We start from the raw sequence: 16,517 nt of genomic DNA, 5'->3' as shown, positions 1-16,517 counted from the left end.
GCCGTCACCTGCAGCGGAAGACGTCACAGCCCCCCGACGAAGCGTCCGGGAGCGAAGATGCCGCCGGGGTCGTACGCCGCCTTCACGCGCCGCATGAGGGCGAGATCGGGGCCGAGCCGACCCCACACGTCGACGTGCCGTTTGGCGTCGGGACGAGCGCGCTCGACGACGAGGAATCCGCCGGCGGCTTCGATCGCGGGACGCAGCTCCGCGAGGATCCTGCGGAGCGCCTCGGCGTCGTCGAGCCGCGCGCGAACCACGCCGTTCGCGACGTGCGACAGCACCGGAACGTCGCCGGCGATCCGGTGCAGCTCCGCCATCGTGGCGCCCACCTCCGTCGGCAGCACGCTCGCGCGAACCACGGCGAGCGCCGGCGTGACCGGAAACGCGCCCAGGCTGCGACGGAGCGCGGCGCCGTCCCGCGTCCACTCCACGGCGAGGCCGCTGCGTGCGCCCACGGCTTCGATCGTGCGCCGGGCGGCGGCGATCTCCGGTGCGATGCCGCCCACGCCCACCGCGACACCGGGGCCGCGCTCGAGCGTGCCGGCTTCGAGCCAGAGCGGATCCAGGACGTCGCGCACCGCGAGCGCGAGGTCGGCGGCGGCGGCGAGCGTGCCCGCATGAAGGAGCGCCGCTTCCTCGAGCTCGGGCCGTGGTCGCAGCTTGAACGTCGCCTCGACGACGACGCCGACGGTGCCGAGCGCGCCGATGTGGAGCTTCGGCAGGTCGTACCCGGCCACGTTCTTCACCACCTTGCCGCCGCTCGCGACCAGCCGGCCCTCGGCGTCGACGGTGCGGATGCCGATGAGAAGATCCCGCACCGTGCCTTGCGAGGCGCGCAGCGGGCCGGAGAGATTGGCGGCGATGAGCCCGCCCACCGTCGTACGCTCGGGCGACGGTGGATCGAGGGGAAGCCACTGCCCGGCCGCGCCGAGCACCCGCTCCAGCGTCGCGAGGGAGCAGCCGGCTTCCGCGGTGACGGTCATGTCGGCGGCTTCGTGATCGACGATGCGCTCGACCCGATCCATGCGGACGAGCGCGTCGATGCGCGCCGGAGGCGCTCCGACGTCGAGGTGCGCGCCGAGTCCCGAGACGACGAGCGGCCGGCCCGCGCGCACGACGGCCTGCACCTCGGCGACCGAGCCCGGACGCACGACCGACTGCGCCACGACGCCGTCGACCGCCTCGGGCGACGGCACGGTCACAGCGGCGCCTGCCGGCGGGGCGTGCGTGTTTCGACGCACACCTTCGCGTCCGGGAAGATCTTGTGCGGGTTCGCGCGCTGCTCCGGATCGAAGACCGCGCGCAGCGCCGTCATCGCGAGGAGGTCGTCGGGGCCGAACAGGAGCGGCATCTGCGCGCACTTCTCGACGCCGATGCCGTGCTCGCCGGTGAGGCTGCCACCGAGCGCCACGCAGGCCTCGAGGATCTCGCGGCCCGCCGCGAGCACGCGCGCCACCTCGTCGCGATCGCGCTCGTCGAACAGCAGGATCGGATGGATGTTGCCGTCACCTGCGTGGAAGACGTTGCCGACGCGCAGCCGATGCTTCGCGGCAGCCGCCTGGATCGCACGCAGGATGTCCGGCACGCGCGTGCGCGGCACGACGCCGTCCTGGGTGCAGTAGTTCGGCGCGAGCCGGCCGACCGCCCCGAAGGCGCGCTTGCGGGCCTTCCACAGCGCGGCACGCTCGGCGTCGTCGCGCGCGATGCGGAGCTCGCGCGCGCCGTGCGCCCGGCACACGGCCTCGATGCGCGCGAGCTGATCGTCGAGGCCGGCGGCGGGGCCGTCGATCTCGGCCAGGAGCACGGCACCGGCGTCGGTCGGGAGGCCGATGCCGTACGCCGCCTCGACCGCCCCGATGATGAGCCGGTCCATCATCTCAAGCGCCGCGGGCACGATGCCGGCCGCGATGATGCCGGAGACGGCCTCGCTCGCGGCCTCGACGGAGTCGAAGACGGCGAGGAGCGTCCGGTAGCCCTCGGGCGTCCGCACGAGTCGCAGCGTCGCGCGCGTGACGATGCCGAACGTTCCCTCCGATCCGACCGTGAGACCGGTGAGGTCGTATCCCGGACGATCCTCGACCGTGCCGCCGAGCTGGACGACGTCGCCCGACGGCAGCACCAGCTCGACGCCGAGCACGTGGTTCGTCGTGACGCCGTACTTGAGCGTGTGCGGCCCGCCCGAGTTCTCGGCCACGTTGCCGCCGATCGTGCACGCCGGCTGGCTCGATGGATCGGGCGCGTAGTGCAGCCCGTCGGCGCGGACGGCGTTCGTGACCCACTGGTTCACGACGCCGGCCTGGACGACGATGCGGCGGTTGCGCCGATCGATCGCTTCGATCGCCTGCAGGCGGCTCGTGCAGATCATGACCGGTGCGCCGACCGGCAGCGTGCCGCCCGAGAGCCCGGTGCCGGCGCCGCGCGGCACGAACGGAACGCCCTCGGACGCGAGCAGGCGCACCACGGCGGCCACGTCGCCCGGCGTCCGCGGCAGGACGACCAGCTCGGGCGCGGCGCGCTCGAGCGTATAGCCGTCGCAGTCGTAGACGCGCAGCGTGTCCGGATGATCGACGACGCCGTCGTCGCCGACGAGCGCGCGCAGGCGCGCCGCGAGATCGGGCCGCAGCATCGCGCGGTTTGTAGCGGCGTGCCCCGCTCGTGTACAACCCGCGCGTGACCGCGCAGGTGGGCGAGTTCAATCCGCCGGAGCGTCTGCTTCTCGGCCCCGGACCGTCGCAGGTGCATCCGCGCGTGCTGCGCGCGATGTCGGCGCCGCTCCTGGGCCACCTGGATCCCGCCTTCGTCCACATGATGGAGGAGGTGAAGCAGCTCCTGCGTGTCGTGTTCGCGACCACGAACCCGCTCACGATCCCGATCTCCGGGACGGGCAGCGCCGGCATGGAGGCCTGTCTCGTGAACCTCCTCGAGCCCGGCGACGAGTTCGTGGTGGGCGTGAACGGCGTCTTCGGCACGCGCATGGCGGAGGTGGCCGAGCGCGCCGGTGCGCTCGTGCGCCGGGTCGAGGCGCCGTGGGGCAAGGTCGTCCGTCCCGAGCAGATCCTGGCCGCATTGCGCGACACGAAGAAGCCGAAGCTCGTCGCCGTCGTGCACGCCGAGACGTCGACCGGCGCCTGGCAGCCGCTGCCCGAGATCGCGAAGCTCGCGCACGACCACGGCGCGCTCATGCTGGCCGACTGCGTGACCTCGCTCGGCGGCGCGCCGGTCGAGATCGACGCCTGGGGCATCGACGCCGCGTACAGCGGGACCCAGAAATGCCTCTCGTGCCCGCCGGGGTTGTCGCCGGTCACGTTCGGTCCGCGCGCCGCCCAGGCACTCGGCACGCGCAAGACGAAGGTGCAGAGCTGGTATCTCGATCTGTCGCTGCTCGCGCAGTACTGGGGAGAGGAGCGCGTGTACCACCACACGGCGCCCATCACGATGAACTATGCGCTGCGCGAGGCGCTGCGCATAGTCGTCGAGGAAGGGCTGCCGGCGCGCTTCGCACGGCACGCGAAGAATCACGCCGCGCTCGCGGCCGGGCTCGCGCCGCTCGGGCTGGCGCTCGCGGCCGAAGAGGGGCATCGGCTGCCGATGCTGAACGCGGTCACGGTGCCGGACGGCGTCGACGAGGCGAAGGTGCGCGCGCGGCTCCTCGCGGAGCAGGGGATCGAAATCGGAGGCGGGCTCGGGCCCATGAAGGGGAAGGTGTGGCGGATCGGGTTGATGGGGGAGTCGAGCCGGCGAACGTCGGTGCTGGCGGTGCTGGCGGCCCTGGAGGACGCGCTGCGCGCGCAGGGACGAGCGGTCGTGCCGGGGGCGGCGGTCGGCGCCGCACAAGCCGCGTACGCCGTCTAGCCTCGATCGCGGCCGTCGTCGCGCTCTCCGGGTGTGCCGCGCCGTGGTGGCGGCCGTCGCCGCTCGTGCCGACGAGCGCGCGCCAGCTTCCGCCGCTCGTCGACGACATGGACCTGGATTCGCTGCGCGCGGCCGTCGATCGCACGCTCCCCGTCTACGAACGCGCCGGGCGCGCCGGCACGGCGGCCGCCGCGCAGCAGCTCGTGGACTGGCTCGCCGCGACGCGCGATCCCGACGAGCGCCGGCGCGTGGTCGGGGCGTCCTTCCGGGTGATGCGCGTCCGCGATCCGCTGCTGCTCACGTCGTACTACGAGCCGGAGATCGCCGTCAGCGAAACCCCGGGCGGCATCTATCGCTTCCCGATCTACCGGCGACCGCCGGATTTGACGAACCCGTACGCGTCGCGCGTCGAGATCGAGTCCGGCGCGCTCGACGGGCGCGGGCTCGAGCTGGCGTGGACCGACGATCCGCTGGAGCTCTTCTCGCTGCACGTCCAGGGGTCTGGGCGGGCGCGCTTTCCCGACGGCCACGTGGCGGGACTCCGCTTCGCCGGCACGAACGGCCGGCCCTACAAGAGCCTCGCGCAGGAGCTCATCCGGCGCGGCCTGCTGCCGAAGGACGAGGCGTCGATGTTCGCGGTGCGCCGCCTGTTCGCGGGGCTCTCGCACACCGAGCAACGCGCGCTCATGGCCGAGAACCCGCGCTACGTGTTCTTCACCATGACGGACGCGTCGCGCGGACCGACGGGGAGCCTCGGCGTCGAGCTGACGCCGGGTCGCTCGGTTGCGACCGACGTCGACGTCATCCCCGCCGGCGCGATCGGCTACCTCGTCACGCCCACGATCCGCCGCTTCGTCGTCGCCCAGGACACCGGCGCGGCCATCCGCGGCGCCCACGCGGATCTCTTCGCCGGCTCGGGCCTGGAGGCCGAGCAGTTCGCGGGACGCCAGAAGGAGCGGGGAACGTTCTACGTGCTGGTGCCGCTCTGAGCCGCCATGCGCTCGTTCGAACGCACCATCGTACGCGCGACGAGGCGGCGCGGCGCGAGACGGATGCCGGCCGCCATCAAACGGTTCAGCATCCCGTTCACCAGTACGGTCTGCCGGCCGACGGCGCGCACGGTCTCGTCGGCGACCGCCTCCGCGCTCATCCAGGCGAAGCCCGGCACCATGCTCGTGTCGACGTGCGCCTTTTCCTGGAACTCGGTGCGCGTGAAGCCCGGACATACGCACAGGACGTGGACGCCCGTCCCATCGAGCTCGACGGCGATGGCTTCCGAGAACGCGAGCAGGAACGCCTTCGTCGCGCCGTACGTCGCGGTGTAGCCCATCGGTCCGAAACCGGCGACCGACGCGACGTTGACGACGGCGCCGCGCCGCCGCTGCACCATGCCGGGAAGCAGGAGCCCGGTGAGCGCGACCGGCGCCTCGACGTTGAGCTTGATCTGGTCGAGCTCGCGCTCGACCGGCAGGCGGTCGAACCGCCCCGCCGTCCCGATGCCCGCGTTGTTCACCAGCCACTCGACCTCGAGGTCGCGCCGATCGAGCTCGGCGACGAGCGCCGGCGGTCCGTCCGCTCCCACGAGATCGACCGGAATCGCGACGGCCTGGATGCCGTGCGCGCCCGACAGCTCGCGCGCGAGGGCTTCCAGGCGATCGGCGCGACGCGCCACGAGCACGAGGTTGCGGCGCTCGCGCGCGATGCGGCGGGCGAGCGCTTCGCCGATGCCGCTCGATGCGCCCGTGACCACGGCGACCGGCGTGCTCATACCGAGCCCTCCCGCGGCTTGAGCAACATCGTGGCGCTGCGGATCGCGAGCGAGCGGGGCACGAACTTGAGGGCCGCCGCGAGCGCGCGGTTCATGAGTCCGTTCACGAGCACGCCGCCGCGGCCTGCGGCGCGCACCGCCTCGTCGGCGACCTGGTCCGCGCTCTGCCACGCCATGGCGGGCACCGCCCCGGTGTCGACGTCGACGTGGCTCTGGAACTCCGTGCGCGTGAAGCCGGGGCACACGCACAGGACGGGGACGCCCGTGCCTTCGAGCTCGGCGCCGATCGCCTCCGAGAAGGAGAGGACGAATGCCTTCGTCGCCGTGTACGTCGCCATCTGCGGGCTCGGGACGAATCCCCCGACCGACGACACGTTCATGACGAGTCCGCGCCCCCGTTTCACCATACCGGGCGTGAACCGGCCCGTCAGCTCGACCAGCGCCTCGACGTTGAGGCGGATCTCCTCGAGCTCGCGCGCGACCGGCAGCTCGTGGAACTTCCCGAACGTGCCGAAGCCGGCGTTGTTCACGAGCCAGTCGACGACGAGGCCGCGTGCTTCGACCTCGACCGCGAGCTCGCGGACGGCCGACGGGCGCGTGAGGTCGCTCGCGAAGACGTGCGCGTCGACCTTGTGCTGCGCGCGGATCTCGCCGGCCAGGGCCTCGAGGCGATCCTTGCGCCGGGCGACCAGGCCGACGGGCCGGCCGTCGCGAGCGATGCGGCGGGCCAGCGCTTCGCCGATGCCGCTCGACGCGCCGGTGACGAGCGCGATCTCCTGTGCCATGCGCGCCGGTTAGCACGTCCCCGCGACCGTTGACAGGCCGCGCTACTCGGGCCAACAACGGGGCCCTCATGGCCAGCCTCACGAGCGCCGAGTTCACCGAGTGCATCACCGCCCTCACCGAGCACTACGGCGTCGAGCGCCTGCGCGACAAGCTGGCGGCGATCGGAGCGTTCCAGTCACGCAAGGGCCTCACGAGCGCGCCGGCGCTCGCCGAGCGTCTCTATCGCCTCTCGGGCGGGCTCCGGCTACCCGTCGCCGCGACGTACGCGTTCTCGCACGTGTGGGCCGAGATGCTCTCCGCGAAGCTCGGCGGCGAGGAGACCGAGAAGACGCTCGAGAGCCTTGCCGAGCGCGTGAACGCGTGCCTCGACGAGAAGGAGCAGATCGTCGCCGGCAAGGAAGCCGACCTCGACAGCGCGCTCGGGGCCTATCGCGAGGCCGCCGCCAAGGCGACCGGGCCGCGCGTCGCGCACTACGACATGCTGCTGAAGTCGGTGCCCGCTGTCGCCGAGCGCGTTCGCGCGACCTCGCCGTCCGAGGGCTGACGCCGTGCCCGATCGCATCCTCGTGCCGGCCAGCGAATGCCCGGTCGTCGAGGACGCGGACCTCGTCGTCGTCGGCGGGGGATCGGCCGGCATGGCGGCCGCGGTGACGGCGGCGCGCGCGGGGCTGCGGACCGTGCTCGTCGAGGAATCGCCGTTTCTGGGCGGCATGTCGACCGGCGGCTGCGTCGGGACGTTCTGCGGCTTCTACTACCGAACGACGGGAGGCGATCTCGAGCGGCTCGTCGGTGGCTTCGCCGCCGACGTCATGGATCGTCTCGCCGCCGCGGGACGGTGCTACGGCCCCGTGCCCTTCAAGACGACGGCGGCGGTGCCGTACGTGCCGTGGGGCGTGAAAGTGCTCTACGACCACCTCGTGCGCGCCGAGCCGAACCTGCGCGTGCGCCTCTACGCGCGCCTCACCGGCGCCGTCGCGCGTGACGGGACGATCGAGGCGATCACGGTGTCGACGCGCGCCGGTACGGTCGCGATGCGCGCCGCGTATTTCGTCGACGCGAGCGGCGACGCCGCGCTCGCGCGCGCGGCGGGTGCACCTTGCGAGCGGAGCGAGCGCCTGCAGTTCCCGTCGATGATGTTCTACATGCAGCACGTCGACCTCGATCGCGCGATCCCGGCTCTCTTCGAGCTGAACGACCTCCTCGAGCAGCACTACGCGAGCGACGACTTGCCGCGACGCTCGGGGAACGTCATTCCCACCGGCCGTCCGGGCGAGGTGCTCGTCGCCATGAGCCGCGTCGCGATCGACGGCCGGCCCGTCGACGGCGCCGACGACGCCGACCTCACGCTGGGCGAGATGCTCGGCCGCGAGCAGGCGGAGCACTGCGCCGACTTCCTCCGCCGGCACATGCCCGGCTTCGCCGATGCCTTCCTGTCCGACACGGCGCCCCGCCTCGGCATTCGCGAGACGCGACGGATTCGCGGCGCGTACGCACTCACGGAGAACGACGTCCTCGGGGGACGGAAGTTCGCGGACGGGATCGGCCGGGCGGCGTGGCCGATCGAGCTTCACGTGGATGATGGGCGCACGGAATGGCGCATGCTCGACGACGGCCTGTGGTACACGCTGCCCTACCGCACGCTCCTGCCGACCGGCGTAGGCAACCTGCTCGTGGTCGGCCGCTGCGTGTCGGCGACGCGCGAGGCGTTCGCCTCGGTGCGCGTCATCGGGCCGTGCATGGCCGAAGGTCAGGGCGCCGCCCTCGCCGTCGCGGAGGCGCTGCCGCGCGCCCAGCGCGTCGCCGACGTCGACGTCGGCGCCGTCCGCGCCCAGCTCGAGCGCCTCGGCGTCCCGCTTTGATTTGAGTCGCATCCAGCTCGTCGCTACGGTGGCGCGATGAAGCGGGCCCGGACGGTGGTGCGGGGGTGCGTCGTCGCGGTGTGCGTGGTCGCGGGCGCGGTCGTCGCGCACGCCGCGGCGTACACGGAAGAGGATTTCTTCGCCAAGCCGAACGCCGTCTACACCATCCCGACGCCGGTGAACGGCGGTCCGATCACCGTCATCGGCGAGACGAAGATGTACCGCGTGAAGAGGGGCGACACCTTGATGGACCTCGCCCGCCTCTACAGCCTCGGCTACAACGAGATCGTCGAGGCGAATCCGGGTCTCGATCCCTGGGTGCCACCGATCGGCGCAGTCGTCCTCCTGCCGACGGAGTGGGTGCTCCCATGCTGCAGCTATTCGGGGATCATCGTGAACATCCCCGAGATGCGCCTGTTCTACTACAAGCGCGGCAGCCAGCCGGGGACCACCACCGTCTATACCTACCCGGTCGGTCTCGGTCGCGACGACTGGCGAACGCCGACCGGAAGTTTCCGGGTGAACGGGAAGACCGTCAACCCGCAGTGGAACATCCCCGAGTCCATCCGCAAGGAGCACATCGAGGAGCGCGACGACCCGCGCACCTTCATCCCCGGCGGCGATCCGGACAACCCATTGGGGAAGTACCGTCTCGAGCTGACCCTACCGATGTACCGCATCCACGGCACGAACATCCCGTGGGGCGTCGGCATGCAGGTGAGCCACGGTTGCGTGCGGCTCTATCCCGAGGACATCGAGCGGCTCTTCCCTACGGTCCCGATCGGCACCCCCGGCGAGTTCACGTATCAGACGATCAAGATCGGGCGCCGCGGCGACGTCGTTTTCGCCGAGGCGCACGAGGACATCTATGGGCACAACCCGGCGATCTTCCGCGAGGCGATGGGCCTGATCGACAGCCACGGCTTCGGCGGCGAGATCGACAAGGAGCTGCTCCTGGACGGGCTCCTCAACGCGGGCGGGATCCCGTTCCAGATCTCGCCCGGTGTCGAGGGGGCGTCGATAGCGTCGTACGACTCGCAATGACCGAGCTGCACGTCCGGACCGGGGCCAAGCGGGAGCTCGTCGACCTCACCCCACAGGTGGCCGAGGTCGTGGCGCAGAGCCGGCTCGAGGAGGGTCTCTGCCAGGTCTACGTGGCGCACGCGACGGCGGCGATCGTCGTGAACGAGAACGACGACCCCAACGTGTGCGTCGACCTGCTCGACGCCCTCGACCGCCTGATTCCGGCCGGGATCTGGCGCCACGACCGGGTGGACGGCAACGCGGCCTCGCACATCCAGGCGGCGATCCTCGGCCCCGGCGAGACGATCCCCTTCCGCAAGGGGAAGCTCTGTCTGGGGACCTGGCAGGCGATCATGCTGGCGGAACTCGACGGCCCACGCGATCGTCGCGTGCTGATCACTCTGCGCTGACTTGCCGGCCCCGTCGGGGCACGGCGCGAGATCAGGCGCTGACTTCCTGCAGCTCGGCCGACCCGGCCGCAGCGAGCTCTGCGACCTTGGCCCGTCGAGGCAGCCCGCCCCGCTCACGCCACTCGCGGAGACCCCGCCGGACGTAGTCCGCGTTGATCTCGAGCGTGTCGCAGATGTTCTCGAAGGAGAAGAGCCAGCTCCGATCGCTCGAAGAGACCCACTCCTGCGCTTCCTGGAACATCTGCACGCCCCTGGGATCCCGCGCGTGCGCGAACTTCTGGTAGCAGTCGATGGCGTCCTCGAGGACGGCGAGCATCAGAAGACGCTCACGCTCGAGACCCCCCGCCCGCCTGAATGCCGCAAAAAATTGTGCCGGTAGAAGAACGTCTGGTTCGAACAACGTCGCCAACCTGTCGTGCCCGCCCGAAAAGCCCCGCTTCCCCTTCGCAACCATCTACCCCTCCTCCGCTCGGCGGAGAACGATCGCCCGAGGCGATCGAACGCCCAGAGCCTTACCACGACGGGTCGTCGTTACTGAACGGCCACTCGGATGAAAAACCTTGTGCCGTCAAATTAGACGCCCTTATCGCGTGGCCGAACGGATTGCAATAGGGTTACGGCTCAAATGCCGATAGCCGTCGCGGTGAGCAGCGGCTCCACGGCCCGCTCCCAGGGGCCGCTCCACTGGCGGCTGAGGTCGTCGGCCAGGGTGCGGCCGCCCGCCACCTGCTCGATCACGGGCTCGAGGTAGATCCGCTCGTCCTGCCCGGCCTCGTTGCGGGCCTGCTGACGCCGGAGCCCCTCGGCGGCGATCTCCAGGAGCTCTCGGGCGAGCTCGACGACACGCACGCCCTTCATACGGGCCGCCAGGGCCCCTCGGGTCACGTCGTCGTAGAGCTCGCGCACCTGATCGACCGACCACCGCTTCACGACGTCGAGGCCGGCCTCCTGGCAGTCGGCATCGTAGAAAACCCCTTTCACCAGGGCCGGCAGCGCGACCACCCGGCCGGGCGGCTGGCTGTCGGCGGAACGAAACTCGATGAAGCCCTTCAGGCGGACCTCGGGGAACAGGGTCGTCAGGTGCAGGTTCCAGTCGTCGAGGGTGGCGCGGGCGCCGCCGAAGCCCTCCGACAGGAACCGGCGGAAGGGAATCCCCGTGACGTCGGTCACGTAGCGTCCGTCGCGCAGGATGAAGTACAACGGGACGTCGAGGGCCCAGTCGACGTAGTCGTGGAAGCCGGCGTCGTCGCGGAACGCGAACGGAAGGAGGCCGCAGCGGGTGCGATCGGTGTCGGTCCACACGTGTCCGCGGAAGCTCAGGTGACCCGAGAGGTCCCCGTCGACCAGGGGCGAGTTCGCGAAGATTGCGTTCACGATCGGCGCGATGCCCATGCCGACGCGGAGCTTTCGCATGGCGTCGCGCTCGTCGGAGAAGTCGATGTTGGCCTGCACGGTCGCGGTCTGCTTCATCATGCGGTGGCCGAGCTTGCCGACGCGCGTCATGTACTCGCGCATGATGCGGTAGCGCTGCTTCGGCACCCACGCGATCTCGTCGAGCGTGCTGAGCGGATGGCAGCCGAGGCCGAGGAACGAGATGCCCAGCTCCCGGCCGACCGCCACCAGCTCGCGGACGTGCGTGTCGACCTCCTCCCGCGTGGCGTGCAGATCTGCGCAGGGACGGCCGGCGAGCTCGATCTGTCCACCCGGCTCGAGCGTGATCGACTGCCCTTCGCGCGCGAGGGCGATGACGGCGCCGCTCTCCTCTCGCGGCTCCCAGCCGAACCGCTCGGCGAGCAGCGTGAGGAGACGTTCGATGCCGCGGGGGCCCGTGAACGGCACCGCGCGTCCGGTCTTCGCGTCGACGGCGACCTTCTCGTACTCGGTGCCGACCATCCAGCGCGCGCGCGGCTTGGCGGCCCGGTGGAACTCCTCGACGAGCTGACGGGTGTCCTCGATCAGCACCGCGTGCCCGCTCGCGCGGAAATCCGTCATGCGGCGCGGACGGTAGCCGCGGGCCGACGCCGTAGCAAGACAGCGGCCCGCGCTCGGACGGCCGGCTAACGCCGCGCGTCGGACCCGGCTAGTGGTCGCAGACGAGGTCGGCCGGGCACGAATAGCCGGTCGTGCAGAGCGTGCCCGATTCCGCGACGACGTCGGGCCACCAATCGTCGATGCAGCAGTTCATCTTCCGGATCGCACCGGCGTACGGACCCGTCATGCTCGAGATCTGCGTGATGAGCGACGTCGGATTGCCGGCGTGGAGGTCCGTTTCGTCCGGGTCGATGAACAGGTCCGTCAGCTGAGCGGACGCGACGGCACCCGGGCTGATGTACGTCTTGAGCATCCGGGCCTCGCACAGGCGCTTGCAGGGCACCGGATTGCCGTTGACCGATGGACACACCGGACAGTCGTCGCTCGTCCCGCACTGCACGTTGGGGGCGTTGCGACACCACTTCTCGGACTTGCCCGCGCACACGTACCCCGCGCCCACGAGCCCGGCGCAGTCGTTGTCGTCGATGCAGGCGGGGCCCATCCGGCAGACGCCGCCCAGGCACGCCGCTCCGGCGGGGCACGGCGTGAACGTCGAGCACGCGACTTCGCCGACATTGGGGGCGCACTGGCCGCCCAGGCAGAACTCGCCCGGCTGGCATTCGGCCGACGTCGTGCACGCCGCGTTCGTCGCCTTGGTGCAGCGGCCGACGGCGCCCGGCCGCGTCAGCAGATAGCGGTTGCGCGTCGGCACCGTCGTCCTCTTGGTCTGGTGGCCGCAGAGCGAGTGTCGCAGGCTCTCCGGTGCCCCGGGTCCGCCGGGTGCATCGCCGAAATACGGCCGTAGGTCGTGACCGTCGCAGGCGAAGCCGTCCGGACCGACCGGACACGCGTTGCCGCCCGGCGTCCCGAGGGCGAAGCCGAGGGCGGTTGGGAGCAGATCCACCGTGTGGGCGAGCGCTGGGCTGACGTAGGCGGGCGGCTGCGGCGTCTCCTGGGCGGGATCCCACGACGGGATGGTCGGCAAGTCGCGTGGATCGAACACGATGAGGCGCGTGCGGTGGCCGTTCTCCGTGAACGCGTGCTTCGAGCTCGGCAGGTGCCAGCCGTTGTCGGAGAAGTACATGAAGATCGTGTTGCGGGTGAGATCGGGCGCGATGCCGCCCCACGTTCCGCCAAGGGTCTCGCACTGCGACTGCGTCGCGATGTCGAAGCGGCTGCGCCGGTTCGACGCGAAGCAATGCGGCGCCGTTTCCATGGCGAGGAACTTGCGCAGCTCGCGGACGTTGTCGTCGGCCCACCAGATGTTCCCGAAGAACTGATGGACGGTGCCGAAGTTCGTCTCGTTGAACGCCGAGACGACCGGCGCGCAGGTCTGGCCGGTGCACCACTGGCCGAGGTTCATGACGCCGCCGCGCGGGAAGCTGCCGAGGCCGCCGAACAGATAGTCGATCACCGGCTGCGGCGAGCGCAGGGGCTGATGCGGAACGCGCGGCGCGTACCACATGTAGAAGTGCTGCATCGAGAACTGCCCCGGTGCGCCCGGCTGCTCGTAGGTCAGCATGTCGAGGAAGTTGAACACGTCCGTCTGGCGTCCGACGACGAACGGAGAGTAGGGCGACGCGATGCTGGTGCCGCACGCCGGCGGCTGTCCCGGTGCCCCGGCGACGCACTCGTTGCGGCCGAGCGAGCGTCCGCCGGTCTTCGCGACCGCGTCGAAGGACGTTTCGTCGAGCGATCCGGTGAACTTGCCGGCGAGCAGCGTGCAGTAGCCGCCGATCTTGTTGCCCGTGTTGAACGGGTCGTTCACCGTTCCCACGGCGCCCGTGAGCCCGCGCAGCGCGCTGGGAACGGTCGAGAACGTGGCCTCGTTGATCTTGTTCTGCCCGTGGAAGCTGCGTTGATAGCGACCGGTGAGAATCGTGGCGAGCGATGGGAAGCACCAGGACGCGGTGTTGTGGGCGATCGGGAACACCGTGCCGTGCGCTTCGAGGATGTCGACGGTCGGTGTCTTCGGCGTCGGAACGGGCGTGCCCGTCTGCGCGCTGCGACACTCACCCGCGTTGCCGTAGTGGCAGTACCCCTGGTCGTCGGAGATGAAGAAGATGATGTTCGGGCGATCGGTGACCGGCCCCGGAACGCAAGCCTTGCCGTCCGCACACTGCCCGTTCACCGGACACGCGGCGCCACCGGCGCACACGCCTTCGATCGTGGCGCAGCACGGCGGGCGTCCCGCGACGTGCTGACTCGAGTAGAAGAGGTACGGCGGCTCGCAGAAGGGCGAGAGGCGTTTGCGCGCCCACACGACCGGAGCTTTTGCGTCGGCGGGTGCCGCGAGCGGCCCCATGACGGCGAACAGGGCGAGCGCCGCCCAGAGGCGGCGGGCACACGGAGCCATGGGAAAAGTGGTATTCGTCCAACGTCCGGAGTGTCAAGTGTTTTTTCGGCATCGAGCCGATAGACTCGCACGCGTGCGCGTGTGGAGGTGGTCCGTCGGCCCGAAGGTCGTTCTGATTCTTGCAACGCTGCTAGGCGCGTGCGGCTCGTCGGAGCAATCGGGCCGACCCGCCGACGCAAAAGGCTACGTCGGGTCCGCGTCGTGTGCGGCGTGCCATGCCGATGTCGTGCGAACCTGGGAGGCGTCGAACCATCATCTCGCGATGTTCGGTGCCGATGCGTCGATCCTGGCGCCGGTCACCGCCGACGGACCACTCGTGCGCCGTGGCAGTCAGCTTGAGCTGACTGCTGCGAGCCTCGGCAACGCGGAGGACGTTCCGATCTCCTACGTTCTCGGCCGCAAGCACGTCGAGCAACCGGTCGGAACGATTCGCCCGGGACGACTGCAGGCACTCCCGCGCGCTTTCGACGTCGTGCGTCGCGAGTGGTTCGATCTCTTCGCCGGCGAGCAGCGTGTCCCCGGCGATTGGGGGCACTGGACCAATCGCGGCATGAACGCGAACGCGCAGTGCCTCTACTGCCACACGACGAGCTTCGAGAAGGGCTACCTGCCCGCGACCGACACCTACGCCAGCCGATGGAGCGAGATGGGCGTCGGCTGCGAGGCGTGCCATGGTCCGGGCGAGGCGCACGCCTCCGCGCGACGTGAGGGTCGCGCCGATCCATGGGCCGGAGTGAATCCGGATCGATTCCTCGCGGCATGCGAGGCGTGCCACACCCGCCGCGTCGAGCGCGCCGATTTCACGCCGGGGGACGAGTTCCTCGACGCGTTCGAGCCCGAGCTGCTGGACACCGACGCGTACTACCCCGACGGGCAGATCAAGGACGAGCTGTACGAGGGCGTGTCGTTCCACATGAGCAAGATGTTCCGCGAGGGCATCCGCTGCTGGAACTGCCACGATCCGCACGGGAACGGCACGCGCGAGCCGGGCAACACACTCTGTCGCACGTGTCACGAGCCCAGGTACGACAGCGAGGCGCACACGCACCATCCGAGCACGTCTCCCGGCGCCGACTGCCGGGGCTGCCACATGCCGACCACGGTCTACATGCAGCGCGATCCGCGACACGACCATGCGTTCGCTCGTCCGGATCCCGAGGCGACGATCGCGCTCGGCGTGCCGAACGCGTGCAACCGATGCCACACCGATCGCGATGCCGCATGGGCGGCGGAGCGGATGCGCGAATGGTATCCGGACGGTCGCAAGCGCGCCCTCCGGCGCGAGGTCGCGGCCACCATCGCGAGCGCGCGCGCCGGCGACCCTGCGAGCGTTCCCGGTCTCATCGCGCTCGTGGGTGGCGAGCTGGACGCCGTCCATCGCGCATCGGCGGCGAGGCTGCTGGCGCGCTTCCCGACCGCGAGCGGCGTCACCGAGGCGCTCACGACCGCGCTCGGCGACGACGAGGCGCTCGTCCGGGCCGGTGCTGCATGGTCCTTCGGCCAGCGATCCCATCTCGCGCCCGAGCCGCGCGCGGCACTGCTCGCGCATTTGGGCGATCCCGTGCGGATCGTCCGCCAGCACGTCGCGTTCGCGTTGCGCGACCTGACGGCGAGCGAGCTCCCACCCGACGTCGCGGCGGCGCTCGCGCGCGCCACGGCCGAATGGCGGAGCGGGCAGATGCGCCTCGCGGACACGCCCGAGGCCCACTACAACCTCGCCATCGACGACGCCGCGCACGGCGACCTCGACGATGCGTTGGCGGAGTATCGGGCGGCGCTGCGCCTGTGGCCGAAGTCGTATCGGACCCGCCACAACCTCGGCATGCTGCTCGCCCGCATGGGACGGATCGACGAGGCAGCGGCCGAGTTCGAGGCGGTGCTGGCGAACGATCCCGTGCCCGACTCGGCCTTCGCGCTGGGACTCCTGCGCGCCCAACAGGGACGTTGGAACGACGCCGCGCAGGCACTCGCGCGCTGCGTCGCGGAGGATCCGGATTTCCCGCGCGCTCGCTACAACCTTGCGCTCGCCTATGCCAAGGCCGGCGACACCACCAAGGCGCTCGACGAGCTCGAGCGCGCGGCGGCCCAGGAGGACACGCACCGCGAGGCCGTCCTGGCGCTCGTCGACCTGGCGCGGCAGGTGAACGACAAGGAGCGGCTAGAGCGCTGGGTGCTCGAGGCGGCGCGTCTCGACCCCGCGCTCGCCGAGAACCCCGATCTCCGGGAGCTCCTCGAGCGCCGGTGACGTTCAGGTTCGTACGCGCAGTCGCGCTTGCGACGCTCGCATCACGCCGGCGCGTATCTCGCCTGCCGTCGCCGTCGCGCCGGAGCCCGCCGTGCCAGCGCGCGTGCCGGAGCGCATAGCGTGCGGAGGACCGTCGCAACGTCGCCGGGTTGCGCGCCGGTCCCCGAGACGCAGGAGCGCCGCC

At 70.9% G+C, this 16,517-nt stretch carries 14 protein-coding genes; 7 read left to right on the top strand and 7 right to left on the bottom strand.

The window, feature by feature from the left end:
* Positions 1-23 precede the first annotated feature (23 nt).
* Together VMS22_13220 and VMS22_13215 are read right to left on the bottom strand one after the other, a co-directional pair.
* Positions 24-1,199, bottom strand: coding sequence for an FAD-binding oxidoreductase (locus tag VMS22_13220; GenBank protein HXJ34986.1), 1,176 nt, complete (start codon positions 1,197-1,199; stop codon positions 24-26).
* Between the two features lie 2 nt (positions 1,200-1,201).
* Complete coding sequence (locus VMS22_13215) at positions 1,202-2,629, bottom strand: FAD-linked oxidase C-terminal domain-containing protein (GenBank protein ID HXJ34985.1); 1,428 nt, start codon at positions 2,627-2,629, stop codon at positions 1,202-1,204.
* A gap of 44 nt (positions 2,630-2,673) precedes the next feature.
* On the opposite strand from VMS22_13215, the gene VMS22_13210 reads away from it, so the two are divergent.
* Positions 2,674-3,855, top strand: a complete 1,182-nt coding sequence (locus VMS22_13210) for an alanine--glyoxylate aminotransferase family protein (GenBank protein ID HXJ34984.1) — start codon at positions 2,674-2,676, stop codon at positions 3,853-3,855.
* A gap of 65 nt (positions 3,856-3,920) precedes the next feature.
* Positions 3,921-4,844 (top strand): MltA domain-containing protein, encoded by a 924-nt coding sequence (locus tag VMS22_13205; protein HXJ34983.1) that lies wholly within the window; start codon positions 3,921-3,923, stop codon positions 4,842-4,844.
* On the opposite strand, the gene VMS22_13200 is transcribed toward VMS22_13205, so the two are convergent.
* Positions 4,823-5,623 carry an SDR family oxidoreductase gene (locus VMS22_13200; protein HXJ34982.1) on the bottom strand — a complete coding sequence of 267 codons (801 nt, stop codon included), beginning with the start codon at positions 5,621-5,623 and terminating at the stop codon, positions 4,823-4,825. The genes VMS22_13205 and VMS22_13200 overlap by 22 nt on opposite strands.
* Complete coding sequence (locus tag VMS22_13195; GenBank protein HXJ34981.1) at positions 5,620-6,408, bottom strand: SDR family oxidoreductase; 789 nt, start codon at positions 6,406-6,408, stop codon at positions 5,620-5,622. The genes VMS22_13200 and VMS22_13195 overlap by 4 nt, the downstream gene beginning before the upstream one ends.
* Positions 6,409-6,476: 68 nt before the next feature.
* On the opposite strand from VMS22_13195, the gene VMS22_13190 reads away from it, so the two are divergent.
* From VMS22_13190 to VMS22_13175, 4 genes are read left to right on the top strand one after another with little or no spacing between them, the layout of a single operon-like run.
* Complete coding sequence (locus VMS22_13190; protein HXJ34980.1) at positions 6,477-6,953, top strand: hypothetical protein; 477 nt, start codon at positions 6,477-6,479, stop codon at positions 6,951-6,953.
* Between the two features lie 4 nt (positions 6,954-6,957).
* The gene (locus VMS22_13185) at positions 6,958-8,268 is read left to right on the top strand and encodes an FAD-dependent oxidoreductase (protein HXJ34979.1); all 1,311 of its coding nucleotides are present in this window, start codon (positions 6,958-6,960) and stop codon (positions 8,266-8,268) included.
* 36 nt (positions 8,269-8,304) lie between these two features.
* On the top strand, positions 8,305-9,312 hold the full coding sequence (locus VMS22_13180) for a L,D-transpeptidase family protein (protein HXJ34978.1): 1,008 nt from the start codon (positions 8,305-8,307) through the stop codon (positions 9,310-9,312).
* A complete protein-coding gene (locus tag VMS22_13175; GenBank protein HXJ34977.1) occupies positions 9,309-9,701 on the top strand; it encodes a secondary thiamine-phosphate synthase enzyme YjbQ in 393 nt (130 codons plus the stop codon). The genes VMS22_13180 and VMS22_13175 overlap by 4 nt, the downstream gene beginning before the upstream one ends.
* Before the next feature lie 31 nt (positions 9,702-9,732).
* Here the strand turns inward: VMS22_13175 and VMS22_13170 are convergent, their stop codons facing one another.
* The 3 genes from VMS22_13170 to VMS22_13160 all read right to left on the bottom strand — a co-directional run bounded on the left by VMS22_13170 (position 9,733) and on the right by VMS22_13160 (position 14,088).
* The gene (locus VMS22_13170; GenBank protein HXJ34976.1) at positions 9,733-10,017 is read right to left on the bottom strand and encodes a hypothetical protein; all 285 of its coding nucleotides are present in this window, start codon (positions 10,015-10,017) and stop codon (positions 9,733-9,735) included.
* A gap of 305 nt (positions 10,018-10,322) precedes the next feature.
* Entirely contained in the window at positions 10,323-11,693 is a 1,371-nt protein-coding gene (locus tag VMS22_13165; protein ID HXJ34975.1) for a glutamate--cysteine ligase, read from the bottom strand.
* A gap of 88 nt (positions 11,694-11,781) precedes the next feature.
* Positions 11,782-14,088, bottom strand: a complete 2,307-nt coding sequence (locus tag VMS22_13160) for a sulfatase-like hydrolase/transferase (GenBank protein HXJ34974.1) — start codon at positions 14,086-14,088, stop codon at positions 11,782-11,784.
* A 226-nt stretch (positions 14,089-14,314) separates the two neighbouring features.
* On the opposite strand from VMS22_13160, the gene VMS22_13155 reads away from it, so the two are divergent.
* Complete coding sequence (locus VMS22_13155) at positions 14,315-16,333, top strand: tetratricopeptide repeat protein (GenBank protein ID HXJ34973.1); 2,019 nt, start codon at positions 14,315-14,317, stop codon at positions 16,331-16,333.
* Positions 16,334-16,517: the final 184 nt, after the last annotated feature.

The organism is Candidatus Eisenbacteria bacterium (assembly GCA_035577985.1).
Lineage (GTDB): Bacteria > Desulfobacterota > Binatia > DP-6 > DP-6 > DATJZY01.
Note: the sequence above shows the minus strand (reverse complement) of the source record. Positions and strands in the feature narration are given on the sequence as shown.